Source organism: Nocardia sp. NPDC058058, from assembly GCF_042885355.1.
Taxonomy (GTDB): Bacteria; Actinomycetota; Actinomycetes; order Mycobacteriales; family Mycobacteriaceae; genus Nocardia.
The window spans coordinates 341,297-365,097 of the sequence record NZ_JBHVSA010000004.1 but is presented as its reverse complement, the minus strand read 5'-3'; the positions used below and the strand labels follow the sequence as shown (position 1 = coordinate 365,097).

The 23,801-nt window shown below is 66.5% G+C and carries 22 protein-coding genes; 11 read left to right on the top strand and 11 right to left on the bottom strand.

Annotated features, from left to right (window positions below; genetic code table 11):
* Window positions 1-9 precede the first annotated feature (9 nt).
* Complete coding sequence (locus ACFVUS_RS32755) at window positions 10-534, bottom strand: nuclear transport factor 2 family protein (RefSeq protein WP_387775462.1); 525 nt, start codon at window positions 532-534, stop codon at window positions 10-12.
* Between the two features lie 119 nt (window positions 535-653).
* Entirely contained in the window at window positions 654-1,481 is an 828-nt protein-coding gene (locus ACFVUS_RS32750; protein WP_387775459.1) for an Abi-alpha family protein, read from the bottom strand.
* 190 nt (window positions 1,482-1,671) lie between these two features.
* On the opposite strand from ACFVUS_RS32750, the gene ACFVUS_RS32745 reads away from it, so the two are divergent.
* On the top strand, window positions 1,672-3,120 hold the full coding sequence (locus tag ACFVUS_RS32745) for a hypothetical protein (protein ID WP_387775456.1): 1,449 nt from the start codon (window positions 1,672-1,674) through the stop codon (window positions 3,118-3,120).
* The gene (locus tag ACFVUS_RS32740; RefSeq protein WP_387775453.1) at window positions 3,111-3,971 is read left to right on the top strand and encodes an Abi-alpha family protein; all 861 of its coding nucleotides are present in this window, start codon (window positions 3,111-3,113) and stop codon (window positions 3,969-3,971) included. The genes ACFVUS_RS32745 and ACFVUS_RS32740 overlap by 10 nt, the downstream gene beginning before the upstream one ends.
* A gap of 52 nt (window positions 3,972-4,023) precedes the next feature.
* Here ACFVUS_RS32740 and ACFVUS_RS32735 read toward each other — a convergent pair whose 3' ends face one another.
* The 3 genes from ACFVUS_RS32735 to ACFVUS_RS32725 form a co-directional block, all read right to left on the bottom strand.
* Window positions 4,024-5,814 (bottom strand): ABC-F family ATP-binding cassette domain-containing protein, encoded by a 1,791-nt coding sequence (locus tag ACFVUS_RS32735; protein ID WP_387775450.1) that lies wholly within the window; start codon window positions 5,812-5,814, stop codon window positions 4,024-4,026.
* Between the two features lie 91 nt (window positions 5,815-5,905).
* Entirely contained in the window at window positions 5,906-6,841 is a 936-nt protein-coding gene (locus tag ACFVUS_RS32730) for a 4-(cytidine 5'-diphospho)-2-C-methyl-D-erythritol kinase (protein WP_387775447.1), read from the bottom strand.
* A 23-nt stretch (window positions 6,842-6,864) separates the two neighbouring features.
* Window positions 6,865-7,617: an SDR family oxidoreductase gene (locus ACFVUS_RS32725; RefSeq protein ID WP_387775444.1), complete on the bottom strand. Its 753-nt coding sequence runs from the start codon at window positions 7,615-7,617 to the stop codon at window positions 6,865-6,867.
* Window positions 7,618-7,698: 81 nt separating this feature from the next.
* Between ACFVUS_RS32725 and ACFVUS_RS32720 the strand changes: the two genes are divergently transcribed.
* From ACFVUS_RS32720 to ACFVUS_RS32695, 6 genes are all read left to right on the top strand, one after another.
* On the top strand, window positions 7,699-8,310 hold the full coding sequence (locus ACFVUS_RS32720) for a TetR/AcrR family transcriptional regulator (RefSeq protein WP_387775441.1): 612 nt from the start codon (window positions 7,699-7,701) through the stop codon (window positions 8,308-8,310).
* A 100-nt stretch (window positions 8,311-8,410) separates the two neighbouring features.
* Window positions 8,411-8,617 carry a heavy-metal-associated domain-containing protein gene (locus ACFVUS_RS32715; RefSeq protein ID WP_387775438.1) on the top strand — a complete coding sequence of 69 codons (207 nt, stop codon included), beginning with the start codon at window positions 8,411-8,413 and terminating at the stop codon, window positions 8,615-8,617.
* A complete protein-coding gene (locus tag ACFVUS_RS32710) occupies window positions 8,618-9,502 on the top strand; it encodes a hypothetical protein (RefSeq protein ID WP_387775435.1) in 885 nt (294 codons plus the stop codon).
* The gene (locus ACFVUS_RS32705) at window positions 9,502-11,742 is read left to right on the top strand and encodes a heavy metal translocating P-type ATPase (RefSeq protein ID WP_387775432.1); all 2,241 of its coding nucleotides are present in this window, start codon (window positions 9,502-9,504) and stop codon (window positions 11,740-11,742) included. The genes ACFVUS_RS32710 and ACFVUS_RS32705 overlap by 1 nt, the downstream gene beginning before the upstream one ends.
* A 156-nt stretch (window positions 11,743-11,898) precedes the next feature.
* Entirely contained in the window at window positions 11,899-12,396 is a 498-nt protein-coding gene (locus ACFVUS_RS32700; RefSeq protein ID WP_387775429.1) for an LpqN/LpqT family lipoprotein, read from the top strand.
* Window positions 12,397-12,414: 18 nt separating this feature from the next.
* Complete coding sequence (locus ACFVUS_RS32695; protein WP_387775426.1) at window positions 12,415-13,191, top strand: hypothetical protein; 777 nt, start codon at window positions 12,415-12,417, stop codon at window positions 13,189-13,191.
* Window position 13,192: 1 nt separating this feature from the next.
* Here the strand turns inward: ACFVUS_RS32695 and rsmA are convergent, their stop codons facing one another.
* From rsmA to ACFVUS_RS32680, 3 genes are all read right to left on the bottom strand, one after another.
* Window positions 13,193-14,074 (bottom strand): 16S rRNA (adenine(1518)-N(6)/adenine(1519)-N(6))-dimethyltransferase RsmA, encoded by an 882-nt coding sequence (gene rsmA, locus ACFVUS_RS32690; protein WP_387775423.1) that lies wholly within the window; start codon window positions 14,072-14,074, stop codon window positions 13,193-13,195.
* Between the two features lie 104 nt (window positions 14,075-14,178).
* Window positions 14,179-15,315: a lipase family protein gene (locus ACFVUS_RS32685; protein WP_387775420.1), complete on the bottom strand. Its 1,137-nt coding sequence runs from the start codon at window positions 15,313-15,315 to the stop codon at window positions 14,179-14,181.
* A 222-nt stretch (window positions 15,316-15,537) separates the two neighbouring features.
* The gene (locus tag ACFVUS_RS32680) at window positions 15,538-16,698 is read right to left on the bottom strand and encodes a lipase family protein (protein WP_387775417.1); all 1,161 of its coding nucleotides are present in this window, start codon (window positions 16,696-16,698) and stop codon (window positions 15,538-15,540) included.
* A gap of 150 nt (window positions 16,699-16,848) precedes the next feature.
* On the opposite strand from ACFVUS_RS32680, the gene ACFVUS_RS32675 reads away from it, so the two are divergent.
* Window positions 16,849-17,616: an SDR family NAD(P)-dependent oxidoreductase gene (locus ACFVUS_RS32675; RefSeq protein WP_387778418.1), complete on the top strand. Its 768-nt coding sequence runs from the start codon at window positions 16,849-16,851 to the stop codon at window positions 17,614-17,616.
* A gap of 154 nt (window positions 17,617-17,770) precedes the next feature.
* On the opposite strand, the gene ACFVUS_RS32670 is transcribed toward ACFVUS_RS32675, so the two are convergent.
* Window positions 17,771-18,898, bottom strand: a complete 1,128-nt coding sequence (locus ACFVUS_RS32670; RefSeq protein WP_387775414.1) for a transglycosylase family protein — start codon at window positions 18,896-18,898, stop codon at window positions 17,771-17,773.
* A 173-nt stretch (window positions 18,899-19,071) separates the two neighbouring features.
* Window positions 19,072-19,899: a TatD family hydrolase gene (locus tag ACFVUS_RS32665; protein WP_376068169.1), complete on the bottom strand. Its 828-nt coding sequence runs from the start codon at window positions 19,897-19,899 to the stop codon at window positions 19,072-19,074.
* A 67-nt stretch (window positions 19,900-19,966) separates the two neighbouring features.
* On the opposite strand from ACFVUS_RS32665, the gene metG reads away from it, so the two are divergent.
* Window positions 19,967-21,526, top strand: a complete 1,560-nt coding sequence (gene metG, locus ACFVUS_RS32660) for a methionine--tRNA ligase (protein ID WP_387775411.1) — start codon at window positions 19,967-19,969, stop codon at window positions 21,524-21,526.
* Here the strand turns inward: metG and ACFVUS_RS32655 are convergent.
* Window positions 21,523-22,452 carry an SMP-30/gluconolactonase/LRE family protein gene (locus ACFVUS_RS32655; RefSeq protein ID WP_387775408.1) on the bottom strand — a complete coding sequence of 310 codons (930 nt, stop codon included), beginning with the start codon at window positions 22,450-22,452 and terminating at the stop codon, window positions 21,523-21,525. The two genes, metG and ACFVUS_RS32655, sit on opposite strands and share 4 nt — an antisense overlap.
* A 297-nt stretch (window positions 22,453-22,749) precedes the next feature.
* On the opposite strand from ACFVUS_RS32655, the gene ACFVUS_RS32650 reads away from it, so the two are divergent.
* On the top strand, window positions 22,750-23,799 hold the full coding sequence (locus tag ACFVUS_RS32650) for a 3-oxoacyl-ACP synthase III family protein (RefSeq protein WP_387775405.1): 1,050 nt from the start codon (window positions 22,750-22,752) through the stop codon (window positions 23,797-23,799).
* Window positions 23,800-23,801 lie beyond the last annotated feature (2 nt).

The following is a 23,801-nucleotide window of genomic DNA, read 5'->3' as shown; positions in this document are numbered from 1 at the left end:
GCCCGGAAATCAGCCCATCGTTCCCGTCGCGTCCGGCGGCATGGGGTCGGTGCGCGGGGTGTCGGCCGGATCGCGGGCGATCAGGCCCCAGCGGCTGGAGGTCAGGCGCAGGCTCGGTAGATCCGAGAGGGACATGACCACTTCGTAGGTGCGTTCATAGCCGGTGTGCGCGATGCGCCAGTGCCCGTCATCGCATTTCACGTACTGGTCGGAGTAGAAGGCCGCACCACGCAGCAGCATATTGTGGCCCGGAATCAGCACCGTATCGGCGAGATACCAGGTGCCGACCGCCGTATCGCCGGTGACATCGATTTCCGGGTGGTCGCAGCGGTGTTCGGTGATGACGTGCGGGCCGAGCGTGTTGCGCATGAACGCCAGGAAGGCGTCCCGGGATTCGAATTGTAGGTACTCGCTGTAGGTGGCGGTCGCCTCCGGGATCATGGTGTCGGCGAACTCCTCCCACGACTTGGTGTCGAGGGCACGCAGATACCGGAACTTCAACCGGCTGATCGCGGCGACCGCATCGGAATCCATAACACCCACAATCCCATCAGAGATGCGGGATACTCGAAATTTAGCGCAGATTAGTGCCGTATCGCTATCAACGAGGTACGCGCGCACCCCGGTTCACACCGGGGTGCGAGTCGAGTCGGTCAGTTACCGATGCTGAAACAGGTGGTGCAGAAGTCCTCGCCGAACTCGGTCAGCCGCAAGCTCTTTCGCACGATCTTGGGTACCCGGCCCGCCTTCTTCAGCGCGGTCTCCACCACCGGCTGCACCTCCAGCACCATGTAGCGCGAGAGCACCACCGGATCGTCCGAGGTGGTGGTGAGGCCGAGCCGGTTCAGGTTGATCAGATAGTGCCGGGCGCGATCGGGATAGCGCACGCCCGCCTGTTCCGGCACCGAGGTCAGATCGCCCTGCACCAGCTCCGAACCGATGCCGAGCGGCCGGTTGGTGCGCACATCCACGGCGGGCTGCGGACCGTTCAGGGCCATGAAGCGCAGGATGCGCGCCTCATCGGGCGCGAGCTGATCGAGAATCCGGTCGTACGCCGGATGCACATCCTCGGTGAAGTAGACATCGGCCGACCGGGCGAGCAGCGCGTCGCCGCGGCGGCGCAGTTCCTCGCTGGTGGCCGAGCGCAACAGCGCGCCCGCGCCGATGGCGTGCTGATTCGGCCCGTTCACGGGAGTCGGTACGTAACTGACGATTTCGCGCACCGACCCCTCGGTGACGCCCAATGCGCTGCGCGCGATGGAACGCAGCGCCGCACCGGTGCGCTCGGCGATATCCGCTGAGGATTCGCCGTCCAGTGCCGCCTGCGTCAGTTGCTTGGTGATATCGAAGCCGGTGCCGACCGCCCACTGGCTACCGCGCGCCGCGGTGCCGACGGCGAGTCCGGCCGCGCGGAAAACCCCGCGGATCATCCGGGCCTCATTGCTGATCTGGCGCTGCTCGACGTCCGAGCTGCGTTCCACGGCACGGGGACCCGGACGGACCACCTCGCCTGCACCCCCCTGCGACTGCGAGGTCCTGTCGTCTGTCACGTCCATCTCCGAATATTGCCAGGTGAACTAGATCGTCCACAGATTATGCCGCTAGACCCACCCGCAGTCCCCGCCATTCTCGCGGTGAAGTCGAAACAGTGGAACACCGGGGTGGAACACTGTGACCGAGATCTCCGACCCAGACACTGCGTCACTGGACTCACTTCCTGAATCCACAGTAAGGTCCGAGACGCCGATGGGGTTGATGCCGGCGGCGGTACCGGTGTGGGTCGGCAGGAGGGTGACGTTGCTAGAGAGTGTCTTCGGAGTACACCCGACAATTTTGCTGGAATTGATCACGATTCCTTTGTTCACCGGCGTCATCGGATACATCACCAACTGGACCGGCGTACTCATGCTGTTCAAACCGGTGAGCTTCCATGGCTTCCGCATGCCCGGGCTGGCGGCGTTGTTTCCGTTCCTGCCCAAGCGGATTCAGGTGCTGCCGCTGCTGCAGTACGACGGGCGGATGGGCTGGCAGGGGATCGTTCCGTCGCGCGCGGACAAGATGGCGAGCATTGCCGTCGACAAAGGGCTGGCGAAACTCGGGAACGTCGCGGACTTCTATCGCGAACTCGAACCCGACAAGCTCGCGGAACACCTGACTGAAATAGCAGAACTCCAGATTCGCGACATCGTGGAAGACATTCTGCGGCGTGAACATCCACAACTCTGGTATAACCTGCCCAATGGCGTCCGCGAGATGGTGCACAACCGGGTAGCCGAACAGCTCCCGACAATTCTGCGCGAACTCACCGATGAACTCGGCAACAACATCGATCAACTGCTCGACGTCAAGCAGATGGTCATTCGGTACTTCCAGGCACGACCGCAGTTGCTCAACAGCCTGTTCCAGGTGCTCGGCGCCAAAGAACTGCGCTTCATGCAGAACTTCGGTTTCTACTTCGGCGCGCCCATGGGTCTGCTGCTGGTCGGCATCCTGCACTGGACCGGCTGGTCGGCGCTGGCGGTGCTGCCGCTCGGCGGCATCGTGATCGGCTGGGTGGTCAACTGGGTCGGCATCAATATGATCTTCGCGCCCGCGTACCCGAAGTGGTGGTGCCCGTGGCGGCAGGGGCTGCTGGTCAAGCGGCAGCCCGAGATCACCGAGGGCTACGCCGACATGGTGGCCAGCCAGATCATGACCGTGGCCAATATCGGCGACGAACTGCTCAACGGGCCGCGCTCGGATCGCACCATGCAGATGCTGGCGGACACCCTCAAGCCCGCCGCGGATCAGGCGCTCGGCCCGGCGCGCGGGGCGGTGAAGTTCTTCCTGGGCAATCGCGAATACGACTCGCTGCAGGACAGTTTCACCGCCGAGTCCATGAAGATCGCCCCGATCGCCTTCGCGGACCCGGCGTTCAACGTGCAGCAGGGCAAGCAGGTGCAGGAGTACATCGCCAAACAAATGTCGGCGCTGCCGCCGCCGGAGTTCGTGGACATGCTCCGTTCGGCCATCAAACAAGATGAATGGCTCTTGTTTGTCCATGGCGGCGCGCTGGGGCTCTTCGCCGGTTACGCTCACCTCCTGATCTTCGGAACAGGAGTTGCTACCTCATGGATATGACCGAAACCGACTCCGGCGAAGGGGAACCCGCCGATACCTCCGCGACGCTGGTGGTGCGGCCCACCGCGCCACTGCCGGTTCCGGTGACGGTCCCCGCCCCGGCCGGGCCGGTGCGCGCCGCCGGTGGCGTGGTGCGCGTGGCGGTTTCGGCCGCCGTCGAGGCCGGGGTGTGGGGACTGAGCACCGCGTTCGGGGTCACCTCGGTGGTGTTGCGCGGCAGTATCGCCGGGCAGCCGCCGCGCGAGATACTCTCCGAAGCCGGTGCGCAGGTGCGGCATTCGGTGCGGCAGGCACTCGGCGTGCCCGCTCCCGAAGCGGTCGAGGTGGTCTCCGCCGAACCCTGCTCCCCCACCGTGCTGCGGGCGCGCGGAGCCGAATTGCTACGCCGCTCAGCCGAATTCCACGATGACGATGACGCGCAACGACATCCGGCGTACGCGCGCATCCTGGGTGAGCTCGCACCCGATGAGGCGCGCATCATCCGGTACCTCTACCTGGACGGCCCGCAGCCGCTGCTCGCGGTGCGCACCGGGCGCAATTCCGGTGGCGGCGAATTCAATCTGCTCGGCGAGGACGCCGGATTGCGCTACCCGAATCGGGTCGAGGAGTACCTCGTCAATCTGGATCGGCTCGGCCTGGTCGATGTGACGCGTGAGCCGCTCGGCAATCCGAACCGCTATCAGCTGCTCGAAGCGCAGCCGGAGGTGCGGCGGCTGCTCAAGCGCGCCGGCTTCGGCACCAAAGTCCTCTACCGCACCATCGAACTCACCTCATTCGGCGCCGGATTCGTCCGCACCTGCCTGCCGGTCCCGGCACTGGATCACCCCGCGCCCCTGGAACAGCACGGCTGAACCGCACCCGTCCGTCATCCCGGCATGCTTTTGGCCGGGATGACGGGGTCGATCAGATGTCGGCGAGTTCCAGCCAGCGCTCTTCGGCCGCTTCCTTCTCCGACTGCACCTGCTTCAGTTCGGTGCCGAGCGCGATGAGCTTGTCCGGCGTCGTGGCCGCATCCGCCAGCGCGGCATGCAGTTTCGACTCGCGCTCGTCGAGCTTCTGGATGGAGCGTTCCAGCTTGGACAGCTCCTTGCGCGCGGCACGGTGCGCCGCGGCATCGGTGGTGCCGCCGGTCGAACCCGTATTCGCCGTCGCCGCACCGGATTTCGCGGCGACCATGGCGGACCGCTTCTTCAGGTATTCGGTGATGCCGCCGGGCAGGTTGGTGAGCTTGCCGTCGCCGAACAGCGCCCAGGTGGTGTCGCAGACGCGCTCGACCAGGTACCGGTCGTGCGAGATGACCACCATGGTGCCCGCCCAATTGTCGAGCAGGTCCTCCAATTGCTGGAGGGTGTCGATATCCAGATCGTTGGTGGGCTCGTCCAACAGCAGCACATTGGGCTCGGCCATCAGGATGCGGGTCAGCTGCAGGCGGCGGCGCTCACCACCGGACAGGTCACCGACGGGGGTGCGCTGCTTGGCCGGGGTGAACCCGAGGCGTTCGGCCAGCTGACCGGCGCTGATCTCCTTATCGCCCATCATGGTTCGCATGGCGACATCCTGAACCGCTTCCAGCACACGCATATCCAGCGGCAGATCGTCGAGTTCCTGGCGCAGCCAGCCGATTTTGATGGTCTTGCCTTCGATGCGCTTACCGGACTTCAACTCCGAATCACCGGCGAGCGCGCGCAAGAGCGTGGTCTTGCCCGAACCGTTCACCCCGACCAGGCCGACCCGCTCGCCCGGAGCCAATCGCCAGGTCAGATCCTCGACCAATTCGCGGCCGTCCGGGGTGGCCAGGGTGGCGTCCTCGAGTTCGATCACCACACGGCCCAGGCGTTTACGCGCGAACGAGGCCAATTCGACCTTGTCGCGCGGTGCGGGCACATTGGCGATCAACGCCTCCGCGGCCTCGATCCGATAGCGCGGCTTCGAGGTGCGCGCGGGCGCGCCGCGGCGCAGCCAGGCCAGTTCCTTGCGCGCCAGATTCTGGCGGCGCTGCTCACTGGCGTCGGCCTGCCGGGAACGTTCGGCGCGGGCGAAGATCCAGTCGTTGTAACCGCCCTCGTAGGTTTCCACCTTGCCGCCCTGCACCTCCCAGGTGCGGGTGGCGACGGTGTCCAGGAACCAGCGATCGTGGGTGACGACCACCAGCGCGCTGCGCCGGGACAGCAGATGTTCGGCCAGCCACTGCACGCCCTCGACATCGAGGTGGTTGGTGGGCTCGTCCAGCACCAGCAGGTCCAGATCGCGCACCAGCGCGGCGGCCAGCGCGGTGCGGCGGCGTTCACCACCGGAGAGATTGGCGACCAGCGAATCCATGCCGAGGTCGGCAATGCCGATACCCTCGACCACATTGCGAATGCGGTGATTGGACGCCCACTCGTGCTCGGCCACACCGTCGGTCATCTGATCCTCGGCGAGCCCGGCCAGCACCACCTCACCGACGGTCGCACCATCGGGCAGCACCCCGCGCTGTGTGACCACGGCCATGCGCAAACCGCCGACCCGACTGACCCGGCCGCTGTCCGGCTCCTCGAGCCCGGTCAGCACCTCCAACAGTGTCGTCTTACCGCCACCATTGAGACCCACGACCCCGATCCGCTCCCCCTCCTGCACACCGAGGGAGATGTTCTCGAGCAGTGGTGCAACACCGAAACTCTTGTTGACCTGTTCCAGGTTGATCAGGTTGGCCATGAATCCTTCTGTCGCGTCGACGGGCGCAAACGGTATTTGCCCCTCGTCCAGCCTACCGAGGGTGCGAATCGGGGCCGGAGCCGCGCGTGGGTCAGCGCTTGGAGTCGACGGCTCCGGAGACGATGCGCGCGCCCGGGACCGGGCCGTGGGCGGTGCGGACGCTGCGGGAGACGCCCGCGCCGGAGAGTTCGGCGGCGACCGCGATCGCGGCTTCCTCGGATTCGCAGAGGAAGGCGCAGGTGGGGCCGGAGCCGGAGACGATGCCCGCGAGCGCGCCCGCGGTGACGCCCGCGCGCAGGGTGCGGCGGAGTTCCGGCTTCAGGGACAGGGCGGCGATTTGCAGATCGTTGCCGAGCAGCGGTGCGAGCTGATGCGGGTCACCGGAGGCGAGGGCTTGCAACAGCGACTCCGGGCTGCCCAGGCGCGGCGGGTCGCCGATATCGCGGAGGCGATCGAGCTCGTGGAAGACCGCCGGGGTGGACAGGCCGCCCTTGGCGAGTGCGAGCACCCAGTGGAAGGTGTTGCGGCACAGCACCGGAAGCAGTTCCTCACCGCGGCCGCGGCCCAGGGCGGTCTGGCCGTGCAGGGCGAAGGGGACGTCGCTGCCGAGTTCGGCTGCGATATCGGACAATTCGACGCGGTTGAGGCCGAGCTCCCACAGCTCGTTCAGACCGAGCAGCGCGGCGGCGGCATCGGCGCTGCCGCCCGCCATCCCGCCCGCCACCGGAATGCCCTTGGCGATGGCGAATTCCACCAGCGGTGCCCGCCCGCCCAGATGCGCGAGCCGGACCGCGGCCTGCCACACCAGATTTCCGCGATCGGTGGGCACCTCGTCGGCGCCCTCACCGGTGACCTGCACGGTGAGGGCGGCCGCGGGGGCGATCTCCAGATCGTCGCTCAGCGATAGCGCCTGGAAAACGGTGGTGAGGTCGTGGTATCCGTCCTCGCGAAGATCACCCACCCCGAGGTGCAGGTTCACCTTCGAGGGCGCGCGCACGACGACGGGGCTGGGCACAACAGACAGCACGCGCACAGCCTAGTTGCAGTTGCCTACAGGAGTACGCCACCGGTGGCGTCGATCCACTGACCGGTAACCCAACGGGAGGCGTCCGAGGCGAGAAAACCGACGATATCGGCGACATCGGCGGGCTGCCCGACCCGGTTCAGCGGGGACAGCGCCGCGGTGGCGGCCTGCCCCTGCGGGGTGCGCAGCCAGTCGGCGTTCATATCGGTGTCGATGGCGCCCGGTGCGACGGCATTGACCGTAATGCCGCGCGGCCCAACCTCTTTGGCGAGGATGCTGGTCAACGCGTCGATGGCGGCCTTGGTCATGGTGTAGGCGAGCAGCTGCGGCTTGTACGCGCCGCGGGTGAGCCCGGTGGAGACATTGACGATGCGGCCGTTGTCCCGCAACCGCTCCAGTCCCAGTTTCGTCACGAAGAACGGCGATTTGGTGTTGACGGCGAAGACGCGGTCGAAGGATTCCTCGTCGGTGCCGCCGATCGGTTCGCGGATGCCGTCGGTGCCCGCGTTGTTGACCAGGATGTCGAGCCCGTCCGCGTGTGCGTCGAAGGCGGCCCACAGCGCCTCGGCATCGCCGGGCACGCCGAGCCTGGCCGCGATGGCGAAGGCCGAACCGCCCGCCGCCTCGATATCGGCCACGGTCTGCTTGGCGGCCGCGGTATCGCGGTTGTAGTGCACCGCGACCCGGGCCCCGTCCTGGGCCAGGCGCAGCGCGATGGCGCGTCCGATACCGCGGCCGCTGCCGGTGACCAGTGCTGTCTTGCCCGCGAGTGTGCTCATGAGCGGCGCTCCCTTTATCTAGCGATCGTTACAGAAAGGGACCGTAGCACATTATTTAGCGAGCGCTATAAAATGGCTGGTATGGCCACACCCACCCGGGGCCGACCCCGGAAATTCGACCGAGATGCCGCACTGGACAAGGCTTTACGGCTGTTCTGGCGGCGGGGGTACGAGGCCACCTCGATCAGCGACCTCACCGGCGAACTCGGCATCGGCGCACCCAGCCTGTACGCCGCGTTCGGCGATAAGCAGCAGCTGTTCAACGAATCCATCGGCGTGTACACGAACCACTACGCGGGCTTCGCGGCCCGCGCGCTCGCCGAGGAACCCACCGCCCGGCACGCGGTGGCCCGCACCCTGCGCGAGGCGGCGCTGGAATACACCGTGCCCGGACTCCCGAACGGCTGCATGGTCATCAGCGCCGGGATCAACACCACCAATGCCGAGGTCGCGACCATGCTGGAAGGTATGCGCACCGCCAATGTGCACGCCTTCGCCGATAGGGTCCGCGTCGATATCGCCGCCGGGCTGCTGCCCGCGGACACCGACGCGGACGTGCTGGCCCGCTATATCGGCGCGGTCATGCAGGGCATGTCGCAGTCCGCGCGCGATGGCGCGAGCCGCGCGGAGTTGACGAAGGTCGCTGAGCTGGCACTACGGGTGTGGCCGGAATCCGAGGCCGCCGGGAGCTGAATTTTCGCGTCGAACCGCTTGCGCCAGGTACCCATGGGGGGTATGTTTTCGAAGTGTCGGGGATACCCCCGCACCGTATAGCGCGAGTCGAGGAGTCGAAATGGCCACCAGCACCTACACCGTCACCGGCATGACCTGCGGCCACTGCGTCGGATCCGTCCGGAAGGAGATCGGCAAGATCGACGGCGTCACCAATGTCGATGTCGATCTCGCCACCGGACTGGTCAAGGTCGAGTCCACCGCTCCGATCGCCGACGCCGATGTCACGGCCGCCGTCGACGAAGCCGGGTACGAGGTGGCGAGCTGAATGAACGATCGACTGAAGTTCGCCGCGTTCGGCGGCGGACTGGTCGTACTGTTCGGGGCCGCACTCGGCATCGGCGCCCTGGTGGGCGATCCGGCCGGGTCGGCCTCCGGCACGACCTCCGCGCATTCCTCCGCGGCCGCTCCGGGCCTCGCCGACAGCGAGAAGGGCTACGCCCTGACCGATGTCACCGCGCCAACGGCCGCGAATCAGCAAGGGGCACTGCGCTTCCGGATCACCGGACCGCAGGGGGCCGTCACGAAATACAACAGCCTGCACGAGCAGAACCTGCACCTGATCGTGGTCCGCTCGGACGCGAGCCAGTTCCGGCACGTACATCCCGAACTCGCCGCCGACGGCACCTGGTCCATCGATTGGAAGTGGGCCGAACCGGGCACCTACCGGGTCTTCACCGACTTCTCCCCCGCCGACGGCCCGGGTGAACTGACGCTCAGCCGGACCGTGACCGTGGCCGGTGACGTGGTGGCCAAGCCGCTGCCGCCGGTATCCAAGACCGCGCAGGTGGATGGTTACCAGGTCACCCTGAACGGCGATCTGTCCACCGCCGGAAGCGAACTGAAGTTCACCGTCACCCGCGACGGTAAGCCGGTCACCGATTTGCAGCCGTATCTGGGCGCGTACGCGCACCTGGTCGCACTGCGGGCGAGCGATCTCGCCTACCTGCACGTGCACCCCGAGGGTGAGGTCGGAAAGACCGCTCCCGGACCGGAAGTCGCCTTCCACGCCCAGGCGCCGAGCGATGGCACGTACCGCCTGTACCTGGACTTCCAGCACGGCGGCACGGTGCACACCGCCGAGTTCACGAACGAAACCATCACCGCCGCATCCGCTTCGGACGCGCACTCGCAGCACGGAGGAGGTCACTGATGAGCGCCCCAGCCCAGGAGCGGTCCATCGAGCTGGAAATCGGCGGCATGACCTGCGCCTCCTGCGCGTCCCGCATCGAGAAGAAGCTCAACCGGATCGACGGCGTCACCGCGACGGTGAACTATGCCACCGAGAAGGCGAAGGTCAGCTTCCCGGAATCGGTGACCGCCGATGAGCTGATCGCGAAGGTCGTCGACACCGGATACACCGCCGCCGTGCACCACACCGAACCGGTGAAACCCGCTGATGCCGAAGGCGATTCGGCCCCCGGCGCGACACAGCTGCTGCGCCATCGGCTGCTGGTGACGCTGGCGCTGGCCATCCCCGTGGTCGCCATGGCCATGATCCCGGCGCTGCAATTCACCAACTGGCAATGGCTTTCGCTGACGCTGACCGCACCCATCGTGGTGTGGGGCGGCGCGCAATTCCATCGCGCCGCGTGGGTGAACGCCAAACACGGTGCGGCGACGATGGATACGCTCATCTCGCTGGGCACCGTGGCGGCCTTCGGCTGGTCGGTGTACGCGCTGTTCTTCGGCGATGCGGGCATGGTCGGCATGAAGCACCCCTTCAGCCTGGCGATCGTGCGCGGTGACTCGTCCTCGGCGCTGTACTTCGAGGTCGCCGCGACACTGATCACGGCGATCCTGGCGGGCCGGTATTTCGAGACCCGGTCCAAGGAGAAGGCGGGCTCCGCGCTGCGGGCGCTGCTGGAGCTGGGTGCGAAGGATGTCGCGGTCGTACGCGGCGGCGTCGAAACCCGTATCCCCGTGGGCGATTTGCGGGTCGGCGAGGAATTCCTGGTGCGGCCGGGCGAGAAGATCGCCACCGACGGCACCGTGGTCAAAGGTAATTCGGCCCTCGATATGAGCATGCTCACCGGTGAATCGGTGCCGGTGGAGGTCGGTCCGGGCGATGCCGTGGTCGGCGCGACGGTGAACGCGGGCGGTCTGCTGACCGTGCGCGCCACCCGGGTCGGCGCGGATACCCAACTGGCGCAGATGGCCGCGCTGGTCGAGGACGCGCAGAACGGTAAAGCGCCCGTACAGCGGCTCGCCGATCGGGTGGCCGGGGTGTTCGTGCCGATCGTCATCGGGATCGCCGTCGCGGCCCTGGGCTTCTGGCTCGGCACCGGCGCGGCCGTCTCGACCGCCTTCGGCGCGGCCGTCGCGGTGCTGATCATCGCTTGCCCGTGCGCGCTCGGATTGGCCACTCCCACCGCGCTTTTGGTGGGAACCGGTCGCGGCGCGCAGCTGGGCATCCTGATCAAGGGCCCGCAGGTGCTGGAGTCCACCCGGCGCATCGACACCGTGGTGCTGGACAAGACCGGCACCGTCACCACCGGCAAAATGACGCTGGCGGAGGCGATTCCGGCCGCCGAGGTGGATACCGACGAGCTGCTGGCGGTCGCCGCGGCGGTCGAGCACGGCTCCGAACATCCGGTCGCCAAGGCCGTGGTGAAGGGCGCGGCCGATCGCGGACTCGATACCGAGACCGTCGAACAGTTCGTCAGTCACGGCGGTAAGGGCGTACAGGGTCTGGTCGGCGAGCGGGCCGTGGTCATCGGCCGCACCGAATTGCTCGCGGATTGGTCGATCACGCTGCCGGACCCGCTGGCGGACGCCAAGACTCGCGCCGAACAGGCCGGCAAGACCGCCATCGCGGTGGCCTGGGACGGCGTGGCGCGCGGCGTGCTGGTCATCTCCGATGCGGTGAAACCGACCAGCGCGCAGGCCATCTCGGAGATGCGTGCGCTCGGCCTCACCCCGGTGCTGCTCACCGGCGACAATGCCGCCACCGCCCGCACCGTCGCCGATCAGGTCGGCATCGACGAGGTCATCGCCGAGGTGCTGCCCAGTGACAAGCTCGCCGTGGTGAAACGGCTCCAGGAACAGGGCAAGGTGGTCGCCATGGTCGGCGACGGCGTCAATGACGCGGCCGCGCTGGCCCAGGCCGATCTCGGTCTGGCCATGGGCACCGGCACCGACGTCGCCATCCAGGCGGCCGACCTGACCCTGGTGCGCGACGATCTGCTCGCGGTCCCCACCGCGATCAAGCTGTCCCGGGCCACCCTGCGCACCATCAAGGGCAACCTGTTCTGGGCCTTCGGCTACAACGTGGCGGCCATTCCGCTGGCCGCCGCGGGCCTGCTGAACCCCATGCTCGCCGGGGCCGCCATGGCGCTGTCCAGCGTTTTCGTGGTCAGCAACAGCCTGCGCCTGCGCCGCTTCCGCGGCTGAGCGCATATCGGCCGCCACGGGGGCCGTTCGGATCATTCGATCCGGACGGCCCCCGTCGTATGCGGGGCGCGCGGACGGACGCCCGAGCGGTTCGTGTTCAATGGCTGGCGAACGCGGTGGGGACCGCCTCGCCCGCGATGCCGAGGAGCAGAGTTCGTGACGACTATTGCCGAGTACCTGGCCGCAGCGGAGATCGAGATCGCGCCGGTGCAGCCGGGCGAAGCCGGGACACCGCGGGTCGAGTTGCCACTCGCCGCGAGCTGGCAGGCCGTGGACGCCGCCATGTTCCCGGGCGCGTACGGCGTCTACACCCGCCCGCCGGAGAACGGCTGGGCCGATAACGTCGTACTGCTGGTGGGCCGGCTGTCCAAGCCGTCGAACCCGGCCGAACTGCTGGAGTCGGCGTTCGCCGATGCCCGCCAGCTGCCGGACTGGCGCGAGCTGGGCGCGGAAATCGCCGACTACCAAGGCTTTCCGTCGGCGGCGGTGAGCGGCACCTACTCCGTGGACGCCCTCATCCTGTGGGTGCACACCCGCTATGTGATTGTCCCCGTTGGCAATTACGAATACCTGGTGCAGCTCACCGTGACCGCGCGCGCCGATGGCGACGGAATCGAAGACGGACTGCTCGATGCCCTGCGAATCCAGGTGTAACTCCATACAGTTCGTATGGTGCCGGATTTTCACACCGCCTCGGGGGAAGCATCCGTACCGCCCGGCTACCGGTGGCTCGACCGGTGGCCGCGGCGGGAACGAAATACGGTGAGCGGTGGGCTCGGCCTCATGTTCGCCGGGCTGATCTCCTTCGGCCTGTTCGCGGCCGCGGTGTCGTTCGCCCTCGGCGGATTCGCCGGTCACCGGCCGATCGGAATGGCGCTGCTGCTCCTGGCGCTGTCCCTGTTCTTTCCGGCGACCCTGGTGATCGGTGAGCCGCCGCCGACAGTCACCGAGGAATCCGGGGCGCTGGTGCTGCACCGCCCGCTGCGCGGGGAGTCCAATCTCCTCGTGCTACCCATCCTGCTGGCGGCATTGTGCGGAATCACGCTGTGGGGCTTCGAAATCCACTTCCTGCCCGTGGCCATCCTCGGTGCAGTGCTGGTGGCGTTCTTCCTCGTCATCGGCACGATGGGATTGCTGGAACGCCCGGCGCTGACACTCGGTGCGGATCGAATCCGGATGGGCGACAAGCTGGACGCGCCGTGGGAACAACTCACCGATATCGAGGGCCGCACCCAACCCAAGAGCGGAACGGCCCTACTGGCCTTCCGGCTGGAGGATCCGCGCACCGGCCACGAGATCGGCACGGGCACATACCAATTGATGCCGAAGCTGTGGCACGTGGAACCGAACGCACTGCTCTCGCTCATCACCTATATGGCCGAGAACCCCGAGGCGCGGGCGACGGTGACCACCGCCAACCTGCGTGCCATGTTGAGCCTGCCGAACTAGTTCACGCCTGCGCGGCCAGACGGACGAACGCCGCGGTATCGAGGGTTTCACCACGCGCGGTGGGCGCGATTCCCGCTGCCACCAAACGCCTTTCGGCCTCGACCGGGGAACCGGCCCAACCCGCGAGCGCGGCGCGCAGGGTTTTGCGGCGCTGCGCGAAGGCGGCGTCGATGACCTCGAAGACCTTCTTGCGGTGCTCCTCATCCATCGGCCAGGGGGCCTCGGCGTAGCGGTCGATGCGCACCAGACCGGATTCGACCTGCGGTACCGGCCAGAAGATTTGGCGGCCAACGGTGCCGGAGCGGCGGACGGCGCCGAAGAAACCCGCCTTCACGCTCGGCACGCCGTAGATGCGACCGCCCGGGGTGGCGGCGAGACGGTCGGCGACCTCGAGCTGCACCATGATGAGAGTGGTTCGGATGCTGGGGAATTCGGCCAGCAGGTGCAGCAGCACCGGAACCGCCACGTTGTAGGGCAGGTTCGCGACCAGCGCCGTGGGCGCGGCGGGCAGATCGGCGGCCTGTACCCGCAGGGCGTCCTGCTCCACGACGGTGAGCCGGTCGGCCAGTTCCGGGGCGCGGTCGGCGACCGTACCGGGGAGATGTCCGGCCAGCACCGGATCGATCTCGACGGCGATCACTCGATCCGCGACATCGAGCAGGGCCAGGGTGAGCGATCCGAGCCCGGGGCCGACTTCCAGTGCCACATCCTCACCGGTGACCCCGGCGGCCGACACGATGCGCCGCATGGTGTTGGCATCGTGCACGAAGTTCTGTCCGAGCTGCTTGGTCGGGCGCACGCCGAATCGCTCGGCCATCGCCCGCACATCGGCGGGACCCAGCAGGGCGGCTTTTCCACGAGCGGCGATTTCGGGTTCGGACACCCTGCGAAACCTATCAACCCGCGCTCGCCGCTCCGGCCTCGCCCCGCGACCGACACGCGCCCGTCCGATGCGATCCCCTCCAGGCCGCATCGGACGGGCGGCGGTCAGGACCGGACCGGGGTGGCCAGCACGCGGCCGGTGAAGTCCTCGATGGCGGCCCACATCGCCGGATTCAACTGGCAATGCGAACCGGTCCCGACGACCGTGTCGAAATCCAAGCCGTTGGCGGCGAACTGCGCGGCGAGCGCGCCGTGCAGCGGGGACGGGACGGTGGTGTCGGTGGCGTTGAGCAGCAGCAGGATCGGCGCGTCATAGCCCCGGACCGGAACGGTCATGTAGTCGCGCAGCACCGCCGGGAACGGGCCCTCGGACAGCGGGCGCGCGAGCAGCTCGCCCATCGAGACCTGCGACATGCGCTCGGAGATGGCGGGCAGGCATTCGGTCCCGATGTCATCGAGCAGGCGGCGGCCGCGGTCGGTCAGATAGCTGTCGACCTGCGCGTCGGGCCGCGCGGCACGCACACCGGCGAGAATGCTGGCACTGAAAGCGCCTACGCCGCTACCGATTTCACCGGGCAACCGCGGCACCCAGGGACCGGCGATCGGGAGCGCCTTCTCCACATCCGAGGCCGGATCGATGGCGATGGTGCCGCGGAAGTCGAGATCCGGCGCGGCTGTCGCCTGCAGATTGGCGGTGCCAAGCGAGGCATGTCCGCCCTGGGACATCCCGGTCACCGCCCAGGTGCGCGAGAGTCCCGGGTTCGCGGTGCGCGCGGCACGCACCATATCGATGGTGGCGGTCGCCTCGGTGCGCAGTTCCAGATACGGATGCGGGCCGGTATCGAAGACGCCCAGGCCGAGATGGTCCGGGGCGACGACGGCGAAACCCTTCGAGACGAAGTACCGCATCAGCCGCTCATCGGCCGCCAGCGGCACCGGCAGCGGCGCGGTCGCGGGATCGGACTGGCCGCCGCAGTTCGCGCCCAGTCCGGTGGTGCCGTGGTTGTAGGCCATGATCGGCCAGCCGCCCGCGGGAGCCGGGCCCGCCGGAACGAACATGGCACCGCTGGCCCGGACCTGTTCCCCATTGGATCGGGTGGTCCAGTACTCCACCAGGGAGCCGTTCGCGATGTCGTGATAACTATCGGGCTGACGGGTTGCCGAGATCAGCGACCCGGGTGCGTCCGCCTGCGCCGGGGTCACCGGCAGCATCAGCAGCGCACTGGACGCCACGGCCGTCATCGTCAGTCTTCGAGCAAAAGTGCTGGTAAATCTCACAAATCCTCCACCGGTTCCGCCCCGGAAGCGGGATTGCCCTTCCGGGGTGTTCGTCCAACAAGCTATTTGCTTGACGGTTGCTGGACAAATTCGGGCGGAATGGGGAACGCCCGCTCGCCGAGGGGAGGCGGGCGGGCGTTCGGCGGACCGCGGGGGCCGGGCTGCGCGGTGGCCCGGATCCGGCGGTCAGGATCGGGTGGGGGTGGCGAGTACCCGCGCGGTGAAGGCGTCGATGGCCGACCACATGGCCGGATTGAGTTCGGTATGGCCGCCGGTACCGGTGACCACGCTGAAGTCCTGGCCGTTGGCGGCGAGCTGCGCGACCAGCGCGGCATGCAGCGGGGAGGGCACCACCATGTCGGTCACGTTGATCAGCAACAGGATCGGCGCGTTGTAGCCGGCGGTGGGCAGGGTCATGTACTCGTTGATCGCGGCGCGGAAGCGGTCGTCCGCGAGCGGGCGGGCGAGCAGGTCACCGACCGAGGTGCCGTCCACGACCTTCATGATGTCGTTGAAGCACAGGCTCCCGGCCTGATCGAGCACCTGCTGACCGCGCGGGGTCAGATAGCTGTTCAGATCGAGTTCGGGATGCGTGGCGCGCAATCCGGCCAGCATGCTGACGACGAATCCGTCGATGGCATTACCGTTCTGGCCCGGAATCTCCGGAACGTACGGACCGGCCAGCGGGACGAACTTCTCCACATCCGAGGCCGGGTCCGAGGCGATGGTGCCGCGGAAATCGAGATCGGGGGCGTAGCTCGACTGGAGGTTGGCAGCGCCCAGCGCCGCGTGCCCGCCCTGCGAGAATCCGGTCAGCGCCCAGGTTTTCGACAATTCGGGATGCGCCTCGCGGGCGGCGCGCACCAGATCGATGGTGGCGGTCGCCTCGGTGCGGGTCTCCAGGTACGGGTGCGGGCCGGTATCGAATTTGCCGAGTCCGAGGAAATCGGGGGCGACCACCGCGAAGCCCTTGTTCACGAAGTACTGGAGGATGGCGTCCTCCTTGGGGCGGCTGAAGCGGCTGACATCGCTCTGCCCGCCGCAGCCGGATCCGAGGCCGGAGGTGCCGTGGTCGTAGGCCATGATCGGCCAGCCGTTGGCCGGGGCCGGGCCGGGCGGAATGATGAGCGCGCCACTGGCCTGGACGGCTTCGCCATTGGAGCGGGTGGTCCAGTAGTCCACGCTGGAGCCGTTGGCCATACCGCGCCAGCCGTCGGGATGTGCGGTCGTATCGATCACCGTGCCCGGCGCGGCGGCCTGCGCCGGAGCTCCCGGAACCATGAGCAGTGAACCCGCCGAGGCGACGGCGGCGGTGAAAATCCGCGCGCGCCAACCGAACAACCGCATTAATCCTCCATCGGGCCCGACCCCTGAACAATTCGAGTGCGGCACTGAGCTTAGCTATTAGATCAACCGTCCAGTATGAGAAAACTCTGTGATCGGCGATTTCGGCCAACCATTGACGCGTAGTGAAACTTGTTCTAATTTCGCGCCATGTTGCGCAGATACGACGGACGTCGAGTACTCGTCACCGGAGCAGGCTCCGGAATCGGCCAGGGCATCGCCCTGCGCCTGCTCTCCGAAGGCGCCCAGCTGGTCGCCGCCGATATCAATGACAGCGGCCTGCAGGCCACCATCGACGCCACCCCGGCCGATTCCCGGGACCGGCTGCACACCCTGAATCTGAATGTCGCCGATCCCGAATCCGTGCGCGCGGTACTCGGGCAGGCCGTCGAATTCCTCGGCGGGCTGGACGTATTGGTGAACGGCGCGGGCATCATGCGCGCCGGGCACACCCACGAACTGCCGCTGGAGACCTGGAATCAGGTACTCACGGTCAACCTCACCGGCACCTTCCTGATGACCCAGGCCGCGCTGCCGACACTGCTCGACTCGCCGCACGGCGGTGTGGTGGTGAACTTCTCCTCCACCTCCGCGTTCGGCTCGGTGCCGTACATGGCCGCGTATGCCGCGTCCAAGGCGGGCGTGAACGCCTTCACCCACGCCATCGCCCTCGAATACGTGAAAAAGGGCCTGCGCGCGGTGAATATCGTGCCCGGCGGCATCGGCACCAGCCTCACCGCGGGACTGGATCTGCCCGCCGATTCGGATTGGTCGCTGCTGGCGCGGCTGCCCGGCTGGATCGAGGGCGGCGCACTGGGCAAGCCCGAAGACGTCGCGGGCGCGGTCGCCATGGTGGCATCGGATGACGGCCGCTACATGACGGGCACCGAACTGCGCGTCGACGGCGGCGCTTTGATGTAAGACCGAAGCCCCGTCATTCCGGCGTGCTTTCGGCCGGAATCCACCGGATATCAGCTGGAGCACAAGCTGTGTGGATCCCGGCCAAAAGCGTGCCGGGATGACGGGGGGTCGCGCCGGGATGACGGGTAGGGGTGCACCCGAAATCGATTGGGCGTCAGCTGATGCCGAGGCGGCTGGTGCAGGCGGGCCAGGCGCCCCAGCCCTGGCGGGCGCGGGTCACCTCCGCGATGGCGATCTGCTCTTCGCGGGTGGCGAGGTCGGCGCGCGGGGCGTAGCGGGTGCCGCCCTGGCGTTCCCAGGTGCTCTGGTCGAACTGGATGCCGCCGAAATAGCCGTTGCCGGTGTTGATGGCCCAGTTGCCGGTGGATTCGCATTTGGCGAGGGCGTCCCAGATGGGACCGTCCTTGACCTCGGGCACCTCGGTGCCGGGTTTCGCGCCCTTGCGAATGGTCTTGGGCGCGGCGGGGACGACCACGGTGGACTGCACCGGATCCTTGCCCGCCTCGCGGCCGTTCACGATGGAGACGGCGAAGGTGACATCCTGCGTGCCCGGTACGCCCGGATTCTCGACGATGGTGCGGCTCATATTGAGCGTCGGATCCTGGATGATGTTCTCCGGCGGATCCAATGGCACTCGCTCGGTGCGCTTTTCGATCACCTTGCGGGTGACCACGATCTTCATACCGTCGGTGAGCGGTGTGCTCGGCGACGGTTCGACCGAATCCTGATTGACCAGCGGCCGCCCCTGCACCTCGAGCAGCTGCCCGACGGTCGGCGCGGCCAGTCGCACCAGCGACGGCGCGCTGCCGTTATCGGCGAGCTCCACGGTGCGCGGATTGGTGATGAGCAATTGCGCGCCCTCGAGCGGCAGCGGGGTGGGCCGCGAGGGCGAACTGAACACATCCCCGGGCAGATTCAGCTTCACGATGGCCTCGGCCACGGTGAGTGCGGTGGTCCACGCCTTGGAGCGGGTGCCGTCCACGATGAGCGAGATCTCGCGCGCGCGATTGAGCCGGATGGTCGCGCCGTCGCCGATTCGTGAACCGGGCGAAGGGGATACGTCATCACGCGCGTCGATGCCGTAACCGGCGTCCTTGAGAATGCCGCGCACATTCAGGTACATGGTGTCGTGCACGGTGGCCTGCCCGTCCACCACGACCGTGATGGTCTTCTTGTTCACGATGGCCAGGCCCGCGCCGACGATGAGCGTGGCGAGCATCGCCGCGATGGCGCCGTACAGCATCGGCGACCGCGACGAGTTGATCTTCGTCATGGCTTTCATCGGAAATCCCGGCATGGTCACAGTACGATAACGAGGCGGTCAGGGATTGACAACCGTTTCACCCGGACCGGCGGATACCGAAATCACGAACCGATATCGAGTCGCAGGTGAATCACGATCGCACTGGATCATAGTGAGCGGGACCACATCCGCAAAGCGGGGCGGTCGGATTCTCAGATTCCGTAGACCCGGCGCGCATTCGCGGTGGTGACCTTGGCGAGTGTGACCGGATCCTGTTCCCGAATCTCGGCCAGCGCGCGCAAGGTGTACGGCAGCATGTACGACTCGTTCGGCGCACCGCGGAACGGATGCGGGGTCAGGAACGGCGCGTCCGTTTCGACCAGAATCTGATCTTCCGGAACGATTTTCGCGGCCTCCCGCAATTCATGAGCATTCTTGAAGCTCACCGTTCCGGAGAAACTCAGCACATAGCCTTCGTCGACGCATGCCTGCGCCATATTCGCATCGGACGAAAAGCAGTGGAAGATAACGGTTTCCGGCGCACCCTCATCGAGCAGCACGGTCAGCAGATCATGATCGGCCTCGCGATTGTGGATCATGAGCGGTTTGCCCAATCGCTTGGCGAGATCGATATGCCAGCGGAAGCCCTCGACCTGATCCTCGATATCGGCACAGCCCTCCAGCTTGCCGGGCCAGTAGTAATCCAGACCCGTCTCACCGACCGCGACCACGCGCGGATCCGCTGCCAGGCGTTCCAGCTCGGCCTTGGCGGCATCGTCGAGGGCATTGGCGCGGGTCGGATGCAATGCCACCGCCGCGAATACCCGGTGATCCCAGTTCGCGGCCTGTACCGCGAAACGCGCCGCATCGAGATCGTCGGCGACCGTCACGACCTCGCGCACACCTACCTTTTGCGCCCGATCCACAATGGCCGCAACCGATTCCGCGTCCGTCGCACCGCAGGCGTCCAGATGGGTATGCGCGTCGATGAGCGGGAACAGCGGCTCCGGCGGTTCGGGAGCGGGTCGGCTGTTACGCATGGGCGACACCTGCCACGGGGATATTCACGCGAGCGACTACGGGCACGCAGATTAGAGTAGACACACCATGAGCGCATCCGAACGCCCCGCCTTCTATGTCACCACGGCCATCGCGTACCCGAATGGCGCCCCGCACATCGGGCACGCCTACGAGTACATCTCCACCGATGCGCTGGCCCGCTTCAAGCGGCTCGACGGATTCGACGTGTTCTTCATGACGGGCACCGACGAGCACGGCCAGAAAGTGCAGCAGGCCGCCAAGGCCGCCGGAGAATCCGAGGCGGAGTACGCGGCGCGCAATTCGGACGTGTTCGAGACCATGGACAAGGCCCTGGACGTCTCGTTCGATCGGTTCATCCGGACCACCGACGCGGACCACCAGGCCGCCTCCATCGCCATCTGGGAGCGGATGGCCGAGCGCGGGGACGTCTACCTCGACACCTACGCGGGCTGGTACTCGGTGCGCGATGAGGCGTTCTACAACGAGGACGAGACCACCGTGCAGCCGGACGGCACCCGGATCTCGACCGACACCAAGACCCCGGTCGAATGGACCGAGGAGTCGAACTACTTCTTCCGGCTGTCCAACTACCAGGACAAGCTGCTCGAACTGTACGAGACCAAGCCGGAATTCATCGGCCCCGCGACCCGGCGCAACGAGATCGTCTCGTACGTCAAGGCCGGGTTGAAGGATCTGTCCATCTCGCGCACCACCTTCGACTGGGGCGTCCCGGTACCCGGCGATCCGGCGCACGTCATGTACGTGTGGGTGGACGCGCTCACCAACTACCTCACCGGCGTCGGCTTCCCGAATACCGATGCCGCCGCGTTCGGGAAGTTCTGGCCCGCGGATCTGCACATCATCGGCAAGGACATCACCCGCTTCCACGCGGTGTACTGGCCCGCATTCCTGATGAGCGCCGGAATCGAGCTGCCCAAGCGGGTTTTCGCGCACGGATTCGTCTTCAACAAGGGCGAGAAGATGTCCAAGTCGACCGGCAATGTGGTGTCGCCGACCGATCTGGTGGACACCTACGGGCTCGACGCTGTGCGGTTCTTCCTGCTGCGTGAGATCTCCTACGGGCAGGACGGGTCGTACAGCCACGACAGCATCGTCGGCCGGATCAATACCGATCTGGCCAACGAGTACGGCAATCTCGTCCAGCGGTCGCGGGTTATCTCGGCGCGCGACTTCGGCCCGGTCGTTCCGACACCCGGCGATTTCACCGCGGACGATCAGGCCATGCTGACGCTCGCCAACGGCCTGCTGGAGCAGGTGCGGGCCGAATTCGACCAGCAGCAAATCCATTTGGGCCTCGAGCACCTGTGGAACGCACTGCGCGAAGCGAATCGGTACTTCTCCGCGCAGGCGCCGTGGACGCTGGCCAAATCGGGCACACCCGAGGACGTGGCGCGGGAGGCCACCGTCCTCTACGTGACCATGGAGGTGCTGCGCATCGTCACCATCCTGACGCAGCCGGTGATTCCGGGTTCGGCCGCCAAGATCCTGGACCTGCTCGGCCAGACCGGCCGCGACTTCGCCGATATCGCCACCCCGATCCGGCCGGGCACCGCCCTGCCGGATCCGGAAGTGGTGTTCCCGAAGTACGTGGAGCCCAAGAACTAACGCGTCAACCGGGTGACGGTGCCGAGAAAACCGGTGGCGTACAACGAGTTCGGGTCCCAGCCGGGGCCCGAACCGAAGCGCACCGAGGAGACGAACGGCAGGCCGGTCGCGATCGTGCAGAAGGTTCCGGCGTCCGGATCCGCCCGCACCACCTGACCGGCGGCATTCAGCGCGACATAGATCGCGCCGTCCGGGCCCACGGTCAAATCATCCGCGGAATTGAGCGGGCCGAAACCGGGCAGGGTAATTCGCCGCGGAGCGGCATCCGGGTGCTCGATATCGATGGCGGCGATTGCGGTGACGGTATCGAACGTGGTGGACACGAATAATTCGCGCCGCACCGGGTCGTAGGCCAGGCCATTTGTGGAATTCAGTCCGGGTGCCAGCGTGTGCGCTCCGGAACCGTCGGCGGCGACCCGGGTAATTACCGCATCCGGGCCCAGATCGCGGCTCACGGCGAAACCGCCGTCCGGCAATTGGGCCAGGCCATTGGGCATATGCAGGCCGGTGGCGACGGTGGCCACGGTCCCGGTGGCCAGATCGACCGAGACAATCTTGCCGTCCGGGCTGTTGGTGACGCCGCTGGCGAATGTATTACCGGAGTTCACATACGCTTTGCCCGCATTGACGACGATGCCACCGGGCGATTCCACCGCCGCGGCGAGCGTATGCGTGCCGTCGGGGGTGAGCCGATACAGGCCGCCGCCGCTACCGGTGAGGGAGATCTCCGAGAGCAGCAGGCCGCCGCCGCCATCGAAGGCGAGGTTCTCCAGGCTGCCGAAGCCGGAGGCGACGGTCGCGGCCGTCCAAGTGCCGCAGACCGTGGATTCCGGTGCGGCAGTAGCCATTCCGGGCGCGCCGAGCGCGAATCCGGCGCCGAGTTGCGCCGCCGCCAGGCTACCTACCAGGGCTTTCCGTATGTGCATGGGCACAACCATGCCGTACTCCGCATACGAAATCCACTGTCGCCCAGACAGTTTCACTTGGAAGTATATGTAACTCCGAGTTACATCACAAGCGCGCAGCGTAGCGCGTGAAGTCCCTCACAGCGCGCATTCGCGGCTATTCATAGGACGATGCTCTCACCGGCGAAAACTGTTGCCAACCACAATGTCTCAGACAGTTTTGTGCCACAGTGTCCGGTCGCCGCGATAGTTACCGTCGGGTAGCGTCTTGGCCGTCACCGATTCAGATTGCATTTCTTCGTACTTTCAGGAGTCCCCGTGTCGCATTCTCGATTCGAGTCGATAGGCGCTTATCTGCCATCAAATCGTGTAACCACCGAGGATCTCGTCGCCCGATTGAAGACGGCGCCGGGTTTCGATCTCGAAAAAATCACGGGCGTCAAGGAACGACGCTTCCGCGATACTACCCCCGAAAACGCCGAAGACTCCTACATTCTCGCGATGAATGCCGCGCAGGACTGTCTTTCCAGGTCACAGTATGCGGCTTCGGATCTCGACGTGATCATCTCCACTTCGATCACGCGCAGTAAGGGCACCCGGATGTACATGGAGCCGTCTTTCGCCGGTTCCCTCGCCCGTGAACTCGGCGCGCGCCCGGACACCATTTCTTTCGACCTTTCCAATGCCTGCGCCGGAATGATGACCGGCACCTACATTCTCGATCGAATGATTCGGTCGGGTGCGGTGAAACGCGGCATGGTGGTCAGCGGCGAGGCCATTACGCCCATTGCCGAAACGGCGGTCAATGAGATCACCGAGAAATACGATCTGCAATTCGCATCGCTGACGGTCGGCGATTCGGGTGCGGCCGTCGTACTCGACGAAGCCGTCGACGACAACGATAAAATCCACTACATCGAACTCGCCACCGCGTCGGAGTTCTCGCACCTGTGCCTGGGCATGCCCAGTGAGAAGTCACAGGGTGTGTCGCTGTACACCGATAACCGCAAGATGCACAACGAATCCCGCTTCCTGCTGTGGACCGACACCCAGGGCAACTTCATGGCCGGCCAGGGGAAGACCTTCGCGGACGAGGGCTTCGACTACATGATCCACCACCAGTTCGGCGCCGCCGCGATCCCGTTCATGAACGCGATCGCCGAGCGCGAGTTCGGCGCGCCGATGCCGCCGGATCTGAACGTCATCGAGAAGTACGGAAACACCTCCACCACTTCGCATTTCATCGTGCTGCACGATCAGCTCAGCCAGCAGAACATCGAAGCGGGATCCAAGATCCTGATGGTCCCGGCCGCCTCCGGCGTCGTCGGCGGCTTCCTGTCCACCACGATTTCATCCCTGAAGGTCTGATC

Coding starts and splice junctions, on each gene's coding strand:
- ACFVUS_RS32755 (WP_387775462.1), bottom strand. CDS start 534: ATGGATTCCGATGCGGTCGCCGCGATCAGCCGGTTGAAGTTCCGGTAT.
- ACFVUS_RS32740 (WP_387775453.1), top strand. CDS start 3,111: ATGGATATGACCGAAACCGACTCCGGCGAAGGGGAACCCGCCGATACC.
- ACFVUS_RS32735 (WP_387775450.1), bottom strand. CDS start 5,814: ATGGCCAACCTGATCAACCTGGAACAGGTCAACAAGAGTTTCGGTGTT.
- ACFVUS_RS32725 (WP_387775444.1), bottom strand. CDS start 7,617: ATGAGCACACTCGCGGGCAAGACAGCACTGGTCACCGGCAGCGGCCGC.
- ACFVUS_RS32720 (WP_387775441.1), top strand. CDS start 7,699: ATGGCCACACCCACCCGGGGCCGACCCCGGAAATTCGACCGAGATGCC.
- ACFVUS_RS32715 (WP_387775438.1), top strand. CDS start 8,411: ATGGCCACCAGCACCTACACCGTCACCGGCATGACCTGCGGCCACTGC.
- ACFVUS_RS32710 (WP_387775435.1), top strand. CDS start 8,618: ATGAACGATCGACTGAAGTTCGCCGCGTTCGGCGGCGGACTGGTCGTA.
- ACFVUS_RS32705 (WP_387775432.1), top strand. CDS start 9,502: ATGAGCGCCCCAGCCCAGGAGCGGTCCATCGAGCTGGAAATCGGCGGC.
- ACFVUS_RS32685 (WP_387775420.1), bottom strand. CDS start 15,315: ATGACGGCCGTGGCGTCCAGTGCGCTGCTGATGCTGCCGGTGACCCCG.
- ACFVUS_RS32680 (WP_387775417.1), bottom strand. CDS start 16,698: ATGCGGTTGTTCGGTTGGCGCGCGCGGATTTTCACCGCCGCCGTCGCC.
- ACFVUS_RS32670 (WP_387775414.1), bottom strand. CDS start 18,898: ATGAAAGCCATGACGAAGATCAACTCGTCGCGGTCGCCGATGCTGTAC.
- ACFVUS_RS32665 (WP_376068169.1), bottom strand. CDS start 19,899: ATGCGTAACAGCCGACCCGCTCCCGAACCGCCGGAGCCGCTGTTCCCG.
- metG (WP_387775411.1), top strand. CDS start 19,967: ATGAGCGCATCCGAACGCCCCGCCTTCTATGTCACCACGGCCATCGCG.
- ACFVUS_RS32655 (WP_387775408.1), bottom strand. CDS start 22,452: ATGCACATACGGAAAGCCCTGGTAGGTAGCCTGGCGGCGGCGCAACTC.